9 protein-coding genes are annotated in these 19,667 nt (G+C 36.0%); 8 read left to right on the forward strand and 1 reads right to left on the reverse strand.

Annotated elements, in window-relative coordinates; translation table 11 throughout:
- Positions 1-6: 6 nt before the first annotated feature.
- Positions 7-2,457: a primosomal protein N' gene (gene priA, locus ACHRWY_RS16335; RefSeq protein ID WP_395356109.1), complete on the forward strand. Its 2,451-nt coding sequence runs from the start codon at positions 7-9 to the stop codon at positions 2,455-2,457.
- 2 nt (positions 2,458-2,459) lie between these two features.
- Here the strand turns inward: priA and ACHRWY_RS16340 are convergent, their stop codons facing one another.
- A complete protein-coding gene (locus tag ACHRWY_RS16340) occupies positions 2,460-3,158 on the reverse strand; it encodes a LytTR family DNA-binding domain-containing protein (RefSeq protein ID WP_065449575.1) in 699 nt (232 codons plus the stop codon).
- Between the two features lie 177 nt (positions 3,159-3,335).
- Here ACHRWY_RS16340 and rpsF point away from each other — a divergent pair, with 177 nt between their 5' ends.
- From rpsF to ACHRWY_RS16375, 7 genes are all read left to right on the forward strand, one after another.
- Positions 3,336-3,677: a 30S ribosomal protein S6 gene (gene rpsF / locus ACHRWY_RS16345; protein ID WP_007810575.1), complete on the forward strand. Its 342-nt coding sequence runs from the start codon at positions 3,336-3,338 to the stop codon at positions 3,675-3,677.
- Between the two features lie 5 nt (positions 3,678-3,682).
- The gene (gene rpsR / locus ACHRWY_RS16350) at positions 3,683-3,979 is read left to right on the forward strand and encodes a 30S ribosomal protein S18 (protein WP_002987043.1); all 297 of its coding nucleotides are present in this window, start codon (positions 3,683-3,685) and stop codon (positions 3,977-3,979) included.
- A gap of 66 nt (positions 3,980-4,045) precedes the next feature.
- A complete protein-coding gene (gene rplI, locus ACHRWY_RS16355) occupies positions 4,046-4,486 on the forward strand; it encodes a 50S ribosomal protein L9 (protein WP_055097958.1) in 441 nt (146 codons plus the stop codon).
- A gap of 142 nt (positions 4,487-4,628) precedes the next feature.
- Positions 4,629-5,102 carry a DUF6495 family protein gene (locus ACHRWY_RS16360; RefSeq protein WP_395356111.1) on the forward strand — a complete coding sequence of 158 codons (474 nt, stop codon included), beginning with the start codon at positions 4,629-4,631 and terminating at the stop codon, positions 5,100-5,102.
- 1,213 nt (positions 5,103-6,315) lie between these two features.
- Positions 6,316-16,719, forward strand: coding sequence for a gliding motility-associated C-terminal domain-containing protein (locus tag ACHRWY_RS16365; RefSeq protein ID WP_395356112.1), 10,404 nt, complete (start codon positions 6,316-6,318; stop codon positions 16,717-16,719).
- Between the two features lie 46 nt (positions 16,720-16,765).
- The gene (locus ACHRWY_RS16370) at positions 16,766-17,698 is read left to right on the forward strand and encodes a type IX secretion system membrane protein PorP/SprF (protein WP_395356114.1); all 933 of its coding nucleotides are present in this window, start codon (positions 16,766-16,768) and stop codon (positions 17,696-17,698) included.
- A gap of 12 nt (positions 17,699-17,710) precedes the next feature.
- Complete coding sequence (locus ACHRWY_RS16375) at positions 17,711-19,648, forward strand: OmpA family protein (RefSeq protein WP_395356115.1); 1,938 nt, start codon at positions 17,711-17,713, stop codon at positions 19,646-19,648.
- Positions 19,649-19,667 lie beyond the last annotated feature (19 nt).

Below are 19,667 nucleotides of genomic sequence, written 5' to 3' on the forward strand. Positions count from 1 at the left end.
AGCTGCATGTTTTTTGTCGAAGTTGTTCTACCACTTTCCTTAGCTAAAACTTTTACATATCGTATTTCTGAGGCTGAATTCCATTTCATTAAAAAAGGAATGCGTGTTGCGGTACCTTTTGGTAAAAGTAAAATCTACACGGCATTGGTTATTGATATTCATCAAAATGAACCAAGTTTGTACGATGCCAAAGAAATTCATCAAATACTGGATGAAAAACCCATTGCTACTGAAATTCAGATTAAACACTGGCTTTGGGTGGCAACCTATTATATGTGCGGAATTGGCGACGTATACCGTGGTGCTTTTCCCAGTGGATTATTGCTTGAAAGTGAAACTATAGTTTCGCATAAACCAGATACAATAGTAAACGATTCTGAACTTTCTGATGACGAATTTTTAATTTATGAAGCATTACATCATCAGAGTTCTCTTAAGGTTGGGGAAATTGCTTCTATTTTAAATAAAAAAAATATTTTTCCAATTCTTCAAAAGTTAATGGCAAAAGACATTATTGTTTTAGAGGAAGAAATAAAAGAAAGTTATAAGCCTAAATTGGTTCGATATGTAAAGCTACATGCTAAATACGAATCGGATAATGGTTTAGGAGATTTATTGGAAGTTTTGAAAAGTGCCAATAAACAAAAAGAAATTGTCCTGGCTTATTTTCAGCTTATGGCTTCTGAAAAGAAACCAGTCACAATAAAGAAACTGGCTGAAGTTTCCAATGCGGCTTCGACTACAATAAAAGCATTAATTGATAAAGAAATTTTTGAGGAGTATCTTTTACAACAAGACCGGATTTCATTTTCAGGGCAGGCAACAGACAAACAATTAGTTCTAAGTGAGGCTCAACAAGCTGCTTTTACGGGAATTAAGGACAGTTTTTTAGAGAAAGAGGTTTGTTTGCTTCACGGTGTTACATCAAGTGGAAAAACGGAGATTTATATTAAATTAATTGAAGATTATTTAATAACCGGAAAACAGGTTTTGTATTTGTTGCCTGAAATTGCGCTTACAACGCAATTGGTGTCAAGATTACGACTTCATTTTGGGGATAAAGTAGCTGTTTTTCACTCTAAATACAGTAATAATGAAAGAGTTGAGGTTTGGAAACAGACTCTTGAAAATGCTGAGAAAGCCCAAATTGTAATAGGAGCAAGATCAGCTTTGTTCTTGCCTTTTAATAATTTAGGTTTGCTTATTGTTGATGAAGAACACGAGCAAACGTTTAAACAAACCGATCCGGCGCCACGCTATCACGCCAGAGATGCCGCTATTGTTTTGGCTAATTTTCATAATGCAAAAGTGCTTTTGGGCTCGGCAACACCCAGTATTGAAACCTATTTTAATACGCAAACGGATAAATATGGCTTAGTTTCACTAACCGAGCGTTATAATAATGTTCGCATGCCTGATATTGTTTTGGTTGACTTAAAAGACAAACATTTCAGAAAACGCATGACGGGGCATTTTAGCGATCTTTTAATCGAGGAAATTGCAGAAGCTTTGTCTTTGGGCGAACAGGTTATTTTATTCCAAAACAGGAGGGGATATTCACCCATAATAGAATGCCTTACCTGTGGGCACGTTCCGCATTGTCAGCAATGCGATGTGAGTCTGACTTTTCATAAACATAAAAACCAATTGCGTTGTCATTATTGCGGTTACTCGATTGCAAAGCCAACGCATTGTCATAGTTGTTCAAGTATTGATTTAACAACTAAAGGATTTGGAACCGAACAAATTGAACAGGAATTAATCTCTCTTTTTCCAAAAGCCAAAACTGCCAGAATGGATCAGGATACAACTCGTGGAAAATTTGGTTTTGAAAAAATAATCGATTCTTTTAAAAATCGCGAAATTGATATTTTAGTCGGGACTCAGATGCTGGCAAAAGGTTTGGATTTTGATAATGTTAGTCTGGTTGGAATTATGAATGCCGATAATATGTTACATCATCCGGACTTTAGGGCTTTTGAGCGTAGTTTTCAAATGATGACTCAGGTAGCAGGAAGAGCAGGAAGATCAGAGAAACAGGGAAAAGTTGTTATTCAGACCTATAATCCAAATCACAATACAATTCAGCAGGTAACAAACCATAATTATATGGCTATGTATAAGGAGCAATTGTATGATCGCCAAATTTATAAATACCCGCCTTATTTCAGGATTATAAAATTAACGTTGAAACATCGTGAGTTTGATAAATTAAAGGAAGGTTCCATGTGGTTGTATCAGGTTTTAAGTCAAAACCTGGGCATGCCGGTTTTGGGACCGGAAGAGCCGGCAATAAGCAGAATCCGAAATGAATATATCAGAACCATACTGATAAAGATTCCACAAAACTTACCGCTGGGTACTACAAAAAAAACTATTCAGAAAATGTTGAATAGTTTTGAGGCTGTTGCTCAGTACAGAGCTATAAAGGTTGTTGCCAATGTCGATTTTTATTAAGTTTAAGACGATGTTGACAATGCTTTTACCAGATCTTCTTTTTTGTTTCGGCTAAGCGGGATTTTAGTAATGCCAATTTCGGCAAATTTACTGTTAAAGCGTTCTACTTTGTCTATGTTAATGATATATGACTTGTGTACGCGAATAAATTTGTCTTTGGATAAATCATTTTCAAAAGATTTCATAGTAGAAAGCACTAAATTACTGTCGTCTTCAGTAACTACTCTTACGTAATCTCCAAAAGCTTCAATCCATTTGATTTTTGCCGTGAAAATTTTAAGTTTTTTAAGGTTACTCTTGATGAATATATGTTCGCCTTCTTCTTCTTTTACATCTTTTTTTAATAAATGCATATCGATTGCTCTTTTTACAGAAGCATTAAAACGATCTACAGCAATAGGTTTTTGTAGGTAATCAGTTGCATCATAGTCAAATGCTTTTAAAGCATATTCTGCCTTAGAAGTGATAAATATAATTTGAGGCTTAGATTTAAGGCCGTCAAGAAAGTCAAAACCATTAATGACAGGCATTTCTATATCAAGGAATATTAAATCGATATTATTTAAAGAGATACAGCTTTTTGCTTCTATTGCATTAGAAAAGTCCCCGATTAAGTGCAAACCTGGGTGATTATTAACTAATTTTGCAATAATGGTCCTTTGTATAGAACTATCATCTACAACAACACAGTTTAGTTTCATAACATTAAAATTTAGAATAAATTCAGGATAGCAGTAGTAAATGTATTATTTTTTTGCAAAAAAAACTAAAATCGGCATGTATTTTTTACTTTACGACGAATAAAACTAAAAAGGTGTTGTATATTTAAATTAAATGGTTACTTTTGCACCCAATTTTAACAAATAAATATTGTATTTATGAATCATTATGAAACTGTTTTCATTTTAAATCCCGTTTTATCTGAGGTTCAGGTGAAGGAAACAGTAACGAAATTTGAAGAATTTCTTACTAGTAGAGGAGCTGAAATGGTATCGAAAGAGGATTGGGGTCTGAAAAAAATGGCTTACGAAATCCAAAACAAAAAAAGTGGTTTTTATCACTTATTCGAATTCAAAGTAGCTGGAGAAGTTCTAATTGCTTTTGAAACTGAATTTAGACGTGACGAAAGAGTTATGCGTTTCTTAACTGTAAGTTTAGACAAACATGCTATTTCATGGGCTGAAAGAAGAAGAGCCAAATTAAAATCTACTAAAGCTTAATTATTATGTCTACAATAGAGCAATCTGCAAAAGGAAAAAAAGACGGAGATATCAGATATTTAACGCCTTTAAACATTGAAACTAACAAAACTAAAAAGTACTGTCGTTTCAAAAAATCAGGAATCAAATATATTGATTATAAAGATGCTGATTTCTTATTGAAATTCGTTAATGAGCAAGGAAAAATTCTTCCTCGTCGTTTAACTGGAACTTCATTAAAATACCAAAGAAAAGTTTCTGTAGCTGTAAAAAGAGCTCGTCACTTAGCTTTGATGCCATACGTGGCCGATTTATTAAAATAATATTAAAAACAAAGTTGTTGGTTTCCGGTCAAATGGAACCTAACTTCTAAATATAAGGACAACAACATGGAACTTATTTTAAAACAAGACGTACAGAATCTAGGATTTAAAGATGATGTAGTTACTGTAAAAGCTGGTTACGGACGTAACTTTTTAATCCCTCAGGGTTTTGCTGCTTTAGCAACTCCTTCTGCTAAAAAAGTTTTGGCTGAAAACCTAAAACAAAGAGCACACAAAGAAGCTAAAGTTGTTGCTGATGCTAAAGCATTAGCTGAAACTTTAAAAGCTCTTGAAATTAAACTTACAGCAAAAGCTGGTGGAGAGAAACTTTTTGGTTCTATCACAAACATCGACATTGCTGAAGCTTTAGAAAAATCTGGTAACGCTATTGATAGAAAATTCATCACTAGTGGTATCGTAAAACGTACTGGAAAATATTCAGCTAGCATCCGTTTACACAGAGATGTTATCGTTGATTTACCATATGAAATTATCGCTGAAAAGTAATAGTTTTATGTACTATATAAAAATCCCGATGCGAATCGGGATTTTTTTGTTTAAAAGAAGTAATAATTAATCAGACTTAAAGTTATTTGCGCAAAGCATTTTGCTTAAAGCTTATAGCGTAAGGCATAAAGCCTAAAAGAAAATGAAATACGCAAGATTAACAAAAGAGCAATTTGATGAATTGCATGCAGAATTCGCTAATTTTTTAGCTACACAAACCATTGATAAAGCAGAGTGGGATTCTCTTAAAATAAACAAACCGGAAGTCGCAGAACAGGAATTAGACGTGTTTTCAGATTTAATCTGGGAAGGTGTTTTGTCAAGAGCGGAGTTTTTAGAGCATTTCTCTAAAAATCATATTTTCTTATTTCAGTGTTTCGAAGCCCACGTTCAGTCAATAGTCTTGAAATCATTAGTTCCCGAAACTGATTTCTTAACTAAAGATGGTTTACAGTGGCTTAGTGATAATATGTTTACAGAAAATATAGAGATGAAGGTTGGTAAAAAAGTTTTTACTGAAGATCGGAATGCTTCTATTTTTGAATTGATTCAACAAGGAGCTTTTTTAAGTGACGGGCAATTGTTTACGCAAATAAATACCATTATAGAATCATAACTTTTTCTTTTGTTATAATATTAAAAAGGTAAGTAGTTGATGTTAAATTATTTACCTTTTTTTATTTTTTTAACTTTTGTTTAAACTTTATTGTTCTTTTTACCCCGTATTTCTACGTGTTTTTTTTGAATACTTAAAAAAAGAATAATTTAGTGCCTAATTGTAAGATTTAATTCTCATTTATATTTTGTTAGGCAAATTTCAATCGATTTTCTTTATAATTATGTAGTCTTTTACTTTCTTTTTTAAGATTTAACATAAAACGAACATCTTTTTTTAAGTTTTTTATAACACTTGTTTTTGCTTGTAAAATATAGGTTTTTCTGATGTTTTGGTGTTTTATTTAAATTTAGGATTTAAAAAAAATAAAAAAAATAAGAATTTTATACTTGTTTTGTGTTAACATTTTTTCTAATTTTAGAATAGAAAAGTTAAACAAAGTATTCTTTGATGCTTTTAGATAAATTAATACGATAAGGTGCTTCCTTAAAAATATTATAATTTGAAGTTGAAGTTTTTTATAATAACTAAATTAGTTTGCTTATGGAATTGATCACTACTTTCTTTATTAAGTTTGCATTAGGTATTAATCTTATTTTAGCTTTATTTTTTATCAGTTTGAATAAAATTGAATTTATCATCAAATTCAGTTTTAGTTCCACTTCAAACTTATTTTATACATTTTTCAGTTATATGATGTTTTTATTTAGAGATCCTATTCGAAGATCTGTAAATGAAACGTATTGTTGTGTTTAAAAATTTTAAACCCGGCAGTATTATTAAAATGAATTGATTCAATTTTTAGAGATTAGGTCTAAATAAACAAAGTTTATAAAAAGAGTAATCAACTTTTTATGAATATTGAATCATACTATATATTGTAAGCATTCCCCCGGCTTTCCTAAACTTAAATTTTCTTTTATGAAAATTAGTCCTATAACAAATCACTCCTTCTGGAAGTCTGGTTTAGATCAGTATTTCCCAAAATTTTCGAGATCTTTTTTATTTGCAACAAATAAGAAAGCTTCTCAGGTATACTTTGTTATACGCAATACAACATGATTTTTTTTAAGAAATGGAGTTTACATTCTTAGTATACTACGGATTTAAATTTCATTTTAACTAGTTGATTTTTAACGTTTTTTAAAATTGCGTAAGCATACGTGCTTATCGCAAGAGGTATTTTATTGTCCATTTTCTAATCTTCCAAATTATGAAAAAAACTTTTACTTTTTATGATCTCATTGTAAAAAAGAGATTGTTAGGTTTACTGGTTTTATTGCTTTTTTGCAATACTAACTTTGCACAAACCTTTTGTAGACCTACTTCAAATACATCAGGTATTGGCGGTGTGTGTCTTGGTACTACGGAAATTGCTAATCCAACTTTAGCTTTCGATTCGGATATTAGTACGTATGCAACTATTACAAATGCCCTCGGGGTGCTTTGTTTTGCTCAGGAAACGGTGAATTTTAGCCAAACTGCAAAAGCAGGGGATCAGATAGTGGTTTACTATGGTTCCAATGCTGATTTAAATGTTAGTTTGTTGTCTAATATTAGTATTCAGGCAAAAAATTCAGCGGCAGGAACTAGTGGTCCTGTAGTTCCATTAAATAGTCCGCTACTAAATGTTGGGTTATTGGCTGGAAATACAACGGGTGTTTTTAAATATACACTTACAGCTGATGCTGATCAAATTAAGATACAAGTTGGAGGGGTTCTTAGTGTGTTAACCAATTTGAGGATATACGATGTGCGCTTGCAATTTGCGAACCCTACCATTACAGGAGGACAAACACAATCTGTATGTTTTGGACAATCGATAGCACTTTCGGCAACTGCGGCAACAGGTACGACAATAGCATGGTATGATTCTCCTACAGCAACGAGTGCTCTTTCAAATGTAGGTACTTATACAACTCCGGCTTTAACAGCGACAACTACTTATTATGTAAGTACTTCAAGAAATACTGGTTGCGAAAGCGATTCACGATTACCGGTCACAATTAATGTCGTCCAGCCTGTATTGCCAGTCATAAGTAGTACAGGAACTGCAATTTGTTCTACGGGTGCAACGCAGGCCACAACATTATCGGTTATAAATCCTGTATTAGGAACTACTTATAATTGGTATGATGCTCAGACTGGAGGAACACTTTTAAGCAGTGGGAATACTTATACACCAACTGTGCCAACAGGAATATCCAATTTTTATGTAGAAGCAGCAATTGGTGCCTGTAAAACACCAACACGCAGCCAGGTTACTGTTACTTCAACTCCAGTTCCCGGCCTTGCTACTGTTTTAACACAAAGTGTGTCCATAGTATCTGGTCAGAATGCGACCCTAAATGCTTCAACCAGTGAAGCAAATGTTACTTTAGACTGGTACGATGTACCTACAGGAGGGATTAAATTGTTAGGAGACTCAAATACTTTTACAACTCCAATATTAACTGCAACTAAAACATATTACGTTGAGTCACGTTCGACAATTGGAGGTTGCGTAAGCGCTACCAGAGTACCTGTAACGGTAACCGTTGTACCAACTCCGTTAGGAGGTTGTTTAGAAGCAAATAGCCAGCAAACTACCCAAAACGGTCTTTGTTTGCTTTGTTCTTCTGCAACACCAAACAATTCTGTAGATGGAAATAGCGCTACATCAGCGAGAATAACTCTTCCGGTTGGTTTGGTGAACGGATGGATTCAACAAACTTTGCAATTTAATAATCCGGGAAAAACGGGTGATATTGTTGATGTTGAATTGGCTTTGCCGGGAGGTATAGCCGATCTTTCTTTATTAGGGGCTGTTAGCTTAGCAACCTATAATGGAGCAACCTATAATGGTGACCGAATTTTTATCAATAATCCGTTGGTTACTTTACAATTACTATCAGGAAACCGATTTAAAGCGAGCATTGTTGCCGGTGCCAATTTTGACCGTGTCGAAATTCGATTAGGTGGTTTGGTAACGGCATTAACCAGTTTAGATATCTATCAGGCAACTTACAGGTATAAAGCACCAGCAATTACGGGAAGCACTACAATTTGTAGTGGACAAACAGCTACTTTAGTTTCCAGTGCTGCTTTGGGTGAGACAATCAAATGGTATGATGCTTTAGTTGCGGGTAATGTAGTGAGTAGTACGGCAGCTTTTACAACTCCGGTTTTAAATGCGGATACTACTTATTATGTAGAAGTTACCCGCAATGGTTGTGTAAATAGCGAAAGAAACCCGGTTGTTATTACCATAAATAATCCCATAGCCCCAACAGGAATTGATGTGGTGCCTTTAAATTTATGTAGTGGAGAATCGACAACGATCACAATTCAGTCGCCGGTTGCAGGTACCACTTATAGATGGTATGATGCAATTACTGGCGGAACTTTATTGTTTACAGGAACTTCTTATGCAACACCAAATTTAAGTACTGCAACAACTTATTATGTTGAAGCCGGAATTGGAAGTTGTTTAAGTACACGTACACCAGTAGGTGTTAATGTGAATCCGAGACCTTCAGCTCCCGTTCCGGTATCGTCAAATGTCGTAATTCAATCCGGACAAAGTGTAACTTTGGCTGTAACGGCTGATGCGGGAATTACTTATGAATGGTTTGATGCTGCAACGGGAGGGAATTTTTTACACACAGGTAGTACTTATACGCCTAGTCCTGCTCTAACTGCAAATAAAACATTTTATGTCGAGGCTAGAGATTCATCTTCAGACTGTACAAGCAGTACAAGAGCAGTAATTAATGTGATCGTAAGCAATACGGTTAGTAATTGTTTACAGCCTAATTCGCAGGTAACCACAACAGATGGTTTGTTGTGTGCTTTGTGTACTTCCACCAATCCGGGAGATTCTGTAGACGGAGATATAAATACATTTGCAAGTCTTCATACTCCGGTTGCAGCAGCAGGTGCTTATATACAACAACAATTGACTTTTTCTAATCCAGGTCAGGCAGGAGATATTATAGAGGTTGATTTAGAATTGCCAAACGGTCTTGCGGATGTTTCATTATTAGGAGGCGGCATTAGTTTAGCAACTTACAATGGGGCAACTTATAATAATGATAGATTTTTGCTTACCAATAATTTACTGAGCTTACAATTACTGTCAGGAAATAAATTTAAAGCTACTTTTACTGCAACGGCAGCATTTGATAAACTTGAAATTCGTATCGGAGGAGGGTTAGCAACTTTATTAACAACTCTGAACATATATGGCGCTTCTTACAGATTTCCAAATGCTACAATAACGGGAGCGACAGCACCAATTTGTGCTGGAGGTACTGCCACATTAGCAGCTTCTTCTACCGGAACAGAAACTTTTACATGGTATGATGCTCCAACCGGAGGAAACATAGTAAGCGTTAGTCCAACTGTTCCATTAAATGCTACTACAATCTATTATTTAGAAGCTACCCGAGGGGCCTGTATTAACAGTGTACGCCAGCCCGTAACTATCACAGTATTACCTATCCCAACAGCTGCTGATATTACAATTACAAGCCCGGTAACGGCTTCTTGTACGGGTGGAGTTGTATTGACTCCAACATCTGCTTTATCGGGAGCAACTTTTAAATATTATACAGATCAAAATAAAACACAAGAAATAACAACAGGTACTATAGCAGGAGTGACATACGTTAAAGATCCTACAACGGGAGCGCTTACTATTAGCGGACTTGTAGCAGCTAATGCACCTTATACTTATTATCTATCTGTACTTAACGGAGGAACTTGTGAAAATATAAACGGAACACTAAAAGCTGTCGAGGTAGATTATCCTGCTGGTTCAGCCTTAGCAGTTACAAGTCCTTTTGGAGGTTGTGCAAAAGTAAGTTTGAAAGATGCCATTACAAATTTTGATACATCAGGAAATACGACGTATACTTTCTTTGATTCAGCCAATAATCCAATTACAGATCAGGCTGCATCGAATATAACATCTGGTGGTAATTATTTTATTCAGGCTCAGACAACTGGTGTTGCCTGTCCATCTGTAAAAGTACCGGTAACTGTAAACGTAACTCCATTACCAACATTAACAGGGGTAACAAGTTCAATAGCGGTTACAAAAGGTTCTTCAGTTACTTTAAATGCAGCATCAAACGGAACAATAACCTGGTATGATCCACAAGGAAATATATTAGGGTCAAATAGTACGGGACCTCTTAATACTGTTGGTGTTTTCACTTATACTGTAATTGCCAGCAATGGATCTTGTACGACCAGTCAAACAGTAACTATTAGTGTAATTGATCCTGCCACTTGTGATACATTGTTAGAAAGAGTTTATGCTAATTCTGAATTATCCGGATCAGTTATTACCGGATCAGTTACAAACGGGCCTTTGGCTGTAGATAGTGATCCAGGTACATTTTCAACCATAACTACTGGTTTAGGTCTTTTAGGTATTGGAACTACATGGCAAAATCTGCAATGGCCAACGACTATTCCTAAAGGAACTCCTGTAACGGTAAAATTAGGTTTGGAAAATAGCTTAATTGCAGTTGGACAAAGTATTTCTGTAATAGGGACTAAACGCGACGGATCTAATAATCCGATTGATATTGGAACTTTACAATCTGTATCAGGATCATTATTGAATTTATTGCCTGGTCAAAATTCATTCGAATATACATTTGTTCCTTCTAATACTTCCGGTCTTCAGGATTATGATGGTATCCGTGTGCAATTGGGGTCTATTTTAAGTGTGGCACAAAATATTAATGTTTATGATGCCTACTATAAAAAACAAGTTACGCAAATTGCGTGTGGTCAAGGCGATATCGAGGATATTTTCTCTGGTGTAAAAGACTTAGGAGTTGGCGCATTGACTGCTACTGTAGGTGTTTCTAATCCATGGAATGTAGCGGACGGAGATGTTGCTACTTATGCTACTATGTTTAGTGGAGCAGGGGTACTTGCTGCTGCGGAACTTACCACAACTTTTAGAACACCATCTATGGTGGGGGATAGTTTAAGAATAACTATTTCAAAACCGGGAACACTTTTAAACCTTAATTTACTTACCGGATTCACTATTCAGCTTTATTCAGGAAATATTGCTGTTGGTGCACCAATACAAAACACAAGTAGTTTACTGACTTTAAAATTGCTTTCAGGAGACACAATGGCAATGACAATCGTTGCACCTCAAACTCAGCCATACGACAAAGTAGTTATTACTTTTGGTGGTGTTGCCAGCGTTTTAGATCAGCTTAGGGTTCATACTATCGATCGCGTAACCAATACCAAAGTTATTGGCGGAGATCCTGACAACGCCATAACGGTTTGTCCCGGAGCAGATATAACACTCCAGGTACCGCCTAAATCTTGTGCTGATTATGCCTGGTATGATTCACCAACAGGAGGGAATCTTGTAGCAAGTGGACAAACTTATACACTTCCGGCTACATTGGCTGCAGGTACTTACAAATATTATATTCAGCCTATTCGTTACGGTTGTGCTGCTTTAGAGAGAGGAGAAGTAACTGTAGTAGTTAGAGCAACTACGCCTGCAGCTGCAATAGCAAGTGTAACTATAAATGGAGGAAATAGCACTATTATCTGTTCTGAAAGTGGTCAGGTGACACTAGATGCAATTTTAAGCAATACACCGGTACTTACTAATCCGGTATACCACTGGTATAGTTTTGACGGAACAACCAGTCAGTTAATTGCTGGTGAAACAACTTCTAAACTGGTAGTAAACGGATTAACTCCGGGAACTTATACCTATTATGTAGGAGTTAGTTCAGATGAATATTGTGAAACTGCACCGGCAAGCAGAAAACAAGTAACATTTACCATTTTACCAAGTTCTCTTTCAAGTGATATTACGGTAGATAATGCTTCTATTTGTCATGATACTAATGCAGTATTGACACCAACAAGCAGTTTGGTTAATCCTGTTTTCTTTTGGTATTTGGATGCTAATAAAACTCAACCTATTTTTAATGGGGTAATTAATGGCGTTACGTATGCGGTTAATAGTACTACAGGAGCTTTAACTATTTCTGGTTTAACAACGGCAATAAGTCCTATTTCTTATTATGTTGCGGTTACAAGTGATAATACATGTCAGAATAAAAATGGAGAGCTTAAGGTCGCGACTGTAATAGTTAATGATCCGGCTACTCCTACATCTACAACTTATAATCAGAATTTCTGTTTGGTAAACCTTCCAACAGTTGCCAATCTTCAGGCTAATGAAGCAAACGTAGTTTGGTATACAGCAGATACAGGAGGAACAGCATTAGATCCAACAACTGCGTTGGTAAGTGGAACATACTATGGAGCAATAAAAGATCCAATGGGTTGTGAAAGTTCAGTTCGATCTGTGGTAGCGGTAATTGTTAGCGATCCGGGCACACCAACATTAGTAACCGCCGGAACCCAAAACTTCTGTTTGGTCAATGCACCAACCTTTGCAAGTGTTCAGTTTAATCAGGCTAATATCGTTTGGTACACTGACTTAGTTGGCGGAACGGTAATTGCAAATACGACAGCCTTGACCAGCGGTACTTATTATGCTTTGATCAAAGATCCAGCCACATTATGTGAGAGTGCCACAAGATTATCCGTAACCATAAGCGTTACCGATCCAGGCACACCAACATTAGTAACCGCCGGAACCCAAAACTTCTGTTTGGTCAATGCACCAACTTTTGCAAGTGTTCAGTTTAATCAGGCTAATATCGTTTGGTATACTGATTTAGTTGGCGGAACAGTAATTGCAAATACGACAGCCTTGACAAGTGGTACTTATTATGCGGTGATCAAAGATCCGGCCACATTATGTGAGAGTGCTGTACGACTAGCTGTAACCATAAGCGTTACCGATCCGGGTACACCAACTTTGGTAACAGCGGGTACACAAAACTTCTGTTTGGCAAATACGCCAACTTTTGCAAGTGTTCAGTTTAATCAGGCTAATATCGTTTGGTATACTGATTTAGTTGGCGGAACAGTAATTGCAAATACGACAGCCTTGACAAGCGGTACTTATTATGCAGTGATCAAAGATCCAGCTACATTATGTGAAAGCGCTGCAAGACTAGCTGTAACCATAAGCGTTACCGATCCGGGTACACCAACTTTGGTAACGGCAGGAACACAAAACTTCTGTTTGGTCAATGCACCAACCTTTGCAAGTGTTCAGTTTAATCAGGCTAATATTGTTTGGTATACTGATTTAGTTAGCGGAACAGTAATAGCAAATACTACAGTTTTGACCAGCGGCACATATTATGCGGTCATCAAAGACCCAACATCAGGATGTGAAAGTGTAGAAAGATTACAAGTAACTATCAATGTAACTGATCCGGGCACACCAACATTGGTAACCGCCGGAACCCAAAACTTCTGTTTGGTCAATGCGCCAACTTTTGCAAGTGTTCAGTTTAATCAGGCTAATATCGTTTGGTATACTGATTTAGTTGGCGGAACAGTAATTTCATCTACTACAGCCTTGACAAGCGGTACTTATTATGCAGTGATCAAAGATCCGGCCACATTATGTGAAAGCGCTGTACGACTAGCTGTAACCATAAGCGTTACCGATCCGGGTACACCAACTTTGGTAACAGCAGGTACACAAAACTTCTGTTTGGCAAATACGCCAACTTTTGCAAGTGTTCAGTTTAATCAGGCTAATATCGTTTGGTATACTGATTTAGTTGGCGGAACAGTAATTGCAAATACGACAGCCTTGACAAGCGGTACTTATTATGCAGTGATCAAAGATCCAGCCACATTATGTGAAAGTGCTGCACGACTAGCTGTAACCATAAGCGTTACCGATCCGGGTACACCAACTTTGGTAACAGCAGGTACACAAAACTTCTGTTTGGTCAATGCACCAACCTTTGCAAGTGTTCAGTTTAATCAGGCTAATATTGTTTGGTACACTGATTTAGTTGGCGGAACAGTAATAGCAAATACTACAGCCTTGACAAGCGGCACATATTATGCGGTCATCAAAGACCCAACATCAGGATGTGAAAGTGTAGAAAGATTACAAGTAACTATCAATGTAACTGATCCGGGCACACCAACATTGGTAACAGCCGGAACCCAAAACTTCTGTTTGGTCAATGCGCCAACTTTTGCAAGTGTTCAGTTTAATCAGGCTAATATCGTTTGGTATACCGATTTAGTTGGCGGAACAGTAATTGTAAATACTACAGCCTTGACAAGCGGCACTTATTATGCTGTGATCAAAGATCCAGCCACATTATGTGAGAGTGCTGTACGACTAGCTGTAACCATAAGCGTTACCGATCCGGGTACACCAACTTTGGTAACCGCCGGAACCCAAAACTTCTGTTTGGCAAATACGCCAACTTTTGCAAGTGTTCAGTTTAATCAGGCTAATATTGTTTGGTATACTGATTTAGTTGGCGGAACTATAATTCCATCTACTACAGCCTTGACAAATGGTACTTATTATGCTGTAATAAAAGATCCGGCATCAGGTTGTGAAAGTACTTCAAGATTATCAGTAACTATAAATGTTTCAGATCCGGGTACACCAACTTTGGTAACGGCAGGAACCCAAAACTTCTGTTTGGTCAATGCACCAACCTTTGCAAGTGTTCAGTTTAATCAGGCTAATATCGTTTGGTATACCGATTTAGTTGGCGGAACAATAATTCCATCCACTACAGTGTTAACAAATGGAACTTATTATGCTGCAATCAAAGATCCGGCATCAGGCTGTGAAAGTGCTTCAAGATTATCTGTAATCATAAACATAACTGATCCTGGAACACCAACAACTACATCTGCTGCTCAGGCTTTCTGTTCAGAGAATAATCCAACTGTTGCAAATATTCAGGTAAATCAAACCAATATCGTTTGGTATAGTAGTCCAACGGGAGGAGCGGCGATTGCATTAACAACTGCATTAACAACTGGAGATTATTATGCAGCATTAAAAGATGCAACGACAAATTGTGAAAGCAATGTGAGACTAAAAGTAACGATCACAGTTGGAAATTCAAACATTCCAACAACAAACAATACTGCTCAGAACTTTTGTTCAACAAGCGCTCCAACATTTGCGAATATTCAGGTAAACGAAAGTAATGTAAGCTGGTTTACCGGTGCTTCAGGCGGAACAGCAATTCCAATAGCCACTGCTTTAACTTCTGGTACATATTATGGCGAGATTACAAATCCGTTAACAGGATGTAAAAGCCCTGGTCGTTTGCAGGTTATGATTACTATTGTAAATCCGATAGCAACACCTACAACGAATTCAGTAACGCAAAACTTCTGTACTTTAAATACACCTAGAGTTTCAAATATTCAGGTAAACGAAAATAACGTGATTTGGTATAGTACTCCAACCGGAGGAACTGCGATTCCGGCAACCACAGCTTTAGCTAATGGCACTTATTATGGTGTTGTTTCTAGTGGTTCAGGTTGTGAGAATCCTGTAAGATTAGCCGTTGTGGTAATTGTAAATACACCAGGAATTGTAACTACGCCAAAAACATCACAAACATTCTGTGTGTCAGCAGCACCAACTATAGAAAGCATACTTGTTAATGAAACAAATGTTGTTTGGTATACTAGTGCTACAGGCGGTACTCCATTAGCGGCAAATACGCCTCTTATAACAGGAACATATTATGCAGGAGCACTTACTAATACTACGAATGGTTGTGATAGTGCAACAAGATTAGGAATATCCGTTTCTTTTGAAAATGATGCAATGGTTCCTATTACAACAACAGATGATACACCATGTGTTTTCCAGGGAATAACGTATTCAATTGCTAACGGAAAATCAGATTATGTTTGGTCAATTACCAACGGAACAATTCTTTCCGGAGGTGGAAATTCAGATGGATCTGTAACCGTTTCATGGTCAGACATCGGAGCAGGTAAAGTAAATGTGGCTTATACGAATACATGTAATGAAAGAACAGTAAAATCATTAAATGTAACAGTAGCAAGCTGTTCTGATCTTACGATAACCAATACGGTTAGTAATCCCACACCTAATTTTGGTGATCAGATCACCTTTACAGTAACTGTAAATAATGTTGGTCAGGGTAACTTTATCAATACGATAGTAAGTGATTTATTGCCAAGCGGATACGATTTGGTAAGTGCCAATACAACTTTAGGGACATACGACTTATTAACACAACTTTGGACAATTCCAACATTAAATGCGGGACAAAGTGTTGTGCTTACAATTGTGGCAGAAGTACTGCCAAGTGGTAATTACTTAAATGTTGCAACCGTCGAAATTTCGACTCCTTTAGATACTGATACTACAAATAATTCGGCTTCAGTTTCTGTTGAACCAATTTGTTTGACAGTTTACAATGAGTTCACTCCTAATAATGACGGAGCTAATGATCTTTTCAGAATTGATTGTATTGAATCCTATCCGAACAATGAATTGAAAGTGTATAACAGATACGGTTCATTAGTATATAGTAAACAACATTATGAAAATGATTGGGACGGAACGGCGAATGTATCCGGAGTTGTTAATAGAGGAGATATGTTGCCAACAGGTACTTATTTTTATGTGATAACCATTGGAGATGGGTCGGCTAAAAAAGGATGGTTATCTATCATGAGATAATCAGCTGTAATAGTCATCTAATTAATTAAACTTAATAAGTATCGTTATGAAACTATATATAAAATCATTAGAAACGTATTTCATTTTAATATGTTCTTTTATTACATTTTGTGCCAGTGCACAACAGGATCCGGAGTACACACAATATATGTACAATACGATGTCGGTAAATCCAGCTTATGCTGGGTCTACCGGATCTTTAGAAGCAACACTTTTGCACCGTTCTCAATGGGTTGGAATTTCCGGAGCACCGGAAACACAATCGTTTTCTATTCACTCGCCGCTTCGAAACGAGAATATTGGTTTGGGATTAAGTGTCGTAAATGACAAAATTGGTCCATCAAACGAATTATATCTTGACGGAAATTTTGCTTATTCAATTCCTTTAGGATACGAAAAAAGACTGGCATTTGGTCTTAAAGCAGGTATGCGAATGTTGAATATAGATTGGTCAAAAGGAAGATATTATAATAATAATGATGTTTTGTTAAATCAAAACATTGATAATCAGATGAAATTGGCTGTTGGAGCCGGAGTTTACTATTATACTGATAAATGGTATGTAGGATTCTCAATTCCAAGTTTTATTCAAAATGATTATTATAATGATGTTCAGGAATCAATAGATTTCGATCGTTTACATTATTATTTAATGGGAGGTTATGTTTTTGATTTGAATCCTAATTTAAAATTCAAGCCTGCATTTTTAGTGAAAGCAGTAAGTGGAGCTCCGGTTACTGCCGATATTTCAGCTAATTTTATGATTGCAGAAAAATTTGTAATTGGAGGATCTTATAGAACAGATGACTCAGTGAGCATATTGGCAGGTTTTCAAATATCCAGAAGTTTTTATATTGGATATGCTTTTGATTACACTGTAAGTGATTTGAACAAGTACAATGATGGCACGCATGAAATCATCTTACGTTATCAGTTTACTAAAAATCAAAGCAAAATCAAATCCCCCCGATTCTTCTAAAATATAAATCCTATGAAAAAACTATATATCCTTAGTTTAGTCTTGAGCATTACATTTAGTTTTGCTCAAAAGACTAATTTAAAAAAGGCCGATGCATTGTTTAAAAACTACTCTTACGTAGATGCTGCAATAGCCTATGAAGAGTGTTTGCAAAACATAGAGAATCCATCTGCACAAACCTTAAAAAATGCTGCTGACTCCTATTATTTTACTTCAGATGCACGAAATGCTCTGAGATGGTATAAAAAATTATATGAAGTTCAGGGAAACAATTTAACAGATATCTATTACCTGCGTTATATTCAGTCTATGAAAGCAGTGATGGATTACAGCGATGCAGATAAAATTACGAAAGAATATCTCAATAAAAAAGGAGATCAAAAAGAGATCAATCGATACGTTGCCCAAAAAAAGCAATTAGATAGTTTGTCTAAAGCAAAATCTCTTTATGAAATTAAAAATTTAGATATCAATACCAGTAAATCAGATTTTGGAGCAACTTTTTATCAGGATCGGATAGTATTTACATCGGCAAGAGATACGACTAATTTTGGTGAAAAACTGTATAATTGGAACAATCAGCCCTTTTTAAATTTATATGTAGCAGAACGAAATCCTGCTGACGGAAGTTTATTTAATGAAGGTTTGTTTATGCCTAATGTTATGACCAAATACCATGAAGCAACAGCAAGTTTCGATGCCAGTGGAAAAACAGTCTATTACTCCTCAAATATTATCAAGAAAAAGAAATTAGTAATAGATGAAAACAAAGTCAATAATTTTCAAATCCTAAAAGGTTCAATAATCAACGGAAAGGTCGAAAATCCGCAAAAAGTTTTCTTTGATAATGACGATTATTCCGTTGGACACCCTTGTATAAGTGATGACGGACAATGGCTTTTCTTCGCATCAGATATGCCGGGAGGTTATGGCGAAACCGATTTGTATGTAGTGAAAATTGCCGATGATGGGACCATGAGTTCTCCTCAAAATTTAGGACCTCAGGTAAATACTATTGGTAATGATCTTTTTCCATTTTTCCGTAACGGAATACTTTACTTTTCTTCAGACGGACATTACGGATTAGGAGATCTGGATGTTTATGAGAGTAAATTCCTGACAGATGGAAGTTTTTCAACACCACGAAATCTGGGAGCTCCAATAAACAGTAACAAAGACGATTTTACTTTTATAATTGATAAAACCGGAACTTATGGTTATGTATCTTCAAACAGAGCAGGGGGTAAGGGTGATGATGATATTTACTCTTTTACTAAAGGAGAACCGGTTTGTAACCAGAATATTTCAGGAAAAGCAACAGATGCAAAATCAAAATTGCCAATCACAGATGTTACTATAGTTGCCTACAATTCGTATAATGAGATTCTGGCAGAAACCAAAACAAATTACGAAGGTAAATATGCTGTTACTGTTCCCTGTAATAAAACAGTCCGATTAGTGGCTACAAAAACAAATTACAGCAACGATGAAAAAACAGTTGAAACTACAAAAGAAAATGAAGGAGAAATTACCAATGTAGATTTTGTAATGAGTAATTACGATGATTTGGTAGTGAAGAAAAAAGGTGTTGAAAAAGTAGATGTTAACCCAATTTATTTTGATTATGACAAATACGACATTACACCTCTGGCTGTTGATGAGCTGGCTAAAGTAGTTTTCATTATGAAAAAATTTCCTAACATCCGTATCAAAATAGAATCACATACAGATTCTCGCGGGAAAGATTCCTATAACCTGAAACTTTCTGACAACAGAGCCAAGTCTACAAGAGATTATATTGTTTCGCAAGGTATTGATCCTTCAAGAATAGAAAGCGCAATAGGTTATGGTGAAACCCGATTAATTAATAAATGTAAAAATGGGGTAAAATGTACAGAAGAAGAACATTTATTAAACAGACGCTCAGACTTTATCATTATTCAGAAATAGTTTTATACTTGTGTATTAA

The sequence above is a fragment of the Flavobacterium sp. FlaQc-48 genome, assembly GCF_044007335.1.
Lineage (GTDB): Bacteria > Bacteroidota > Bacteroidia > Flavobacteriales > Flavobacteriaceae > Flavobacterium.

What these genes read in the sequence shown, in the direction of transcription:
- priA (WP_395356109.1), top strand. Translation starts at nt 7, where the DNA reads ATGTTTTTTGTCGAAGTTGTTCTACCACTTTCCTTAGCTAAAACTTTT.
- ACHRWY_RS16340 (WP_065449575.1), bottom strand. Translation starts at nt 3,158, where the DNA reads ATGAAACTAAACTGTGTTGTTGTAGATGATAGTTCTATACAAAGGACC.
- rpsF (WP_007810575.1), top strand. Translation starts at nt 3,336, where the DNA reads ATGAATCATTATGAAACTGTTTTCATTTTAAATCCCGTTTTATCTGAG.
- rpsR (WP_002987043.1), top strand. Translation starts at nt 3,683, where the DNA reads ATGTCTACAATAGAGCAATCTGCAAAAGGAAAAAAAGACGGAGATATC.
- rplI (WP_055097958.1), top strand. Translation starts at nt 4,046, where the DNA reads ATGGAACTTATTTTAAAACAAGACGTACAGAATCTAGGATTTAAAGAT.
- ACHRWY_RS16360 (WP_395356111.1), top strand. Translation starts at nt 4,629, where the DNA reads ATGAAATACGCAAGATTAACAAAAGAGCAATTTGATGAATTGCATGCA.
- ACHRWY_RS16365 (WP_395356112.1), top strand. Translation starts at nt 6,316, where the DNA reads ATGAAAAAAACTTTTACTTTTTATGATCTCATTGTAAAAAAGAGATTG.
- ACHRWY_RS16370 (WP_395356114.1), top strand. Translation starts at nt 16,766, where the DNA reads ATGAAACTATATATAAAATCATTAGAAACGTATTTCATTTTAATATGT.
- ACHRWY_RS16375 (WP_395356115.1), top strand. Translation starts at nt 17,711, where the DNA reads ATGAAAAAACTATATATCCTTAGTTTAGTCTTGAGCATTACATTTAGT.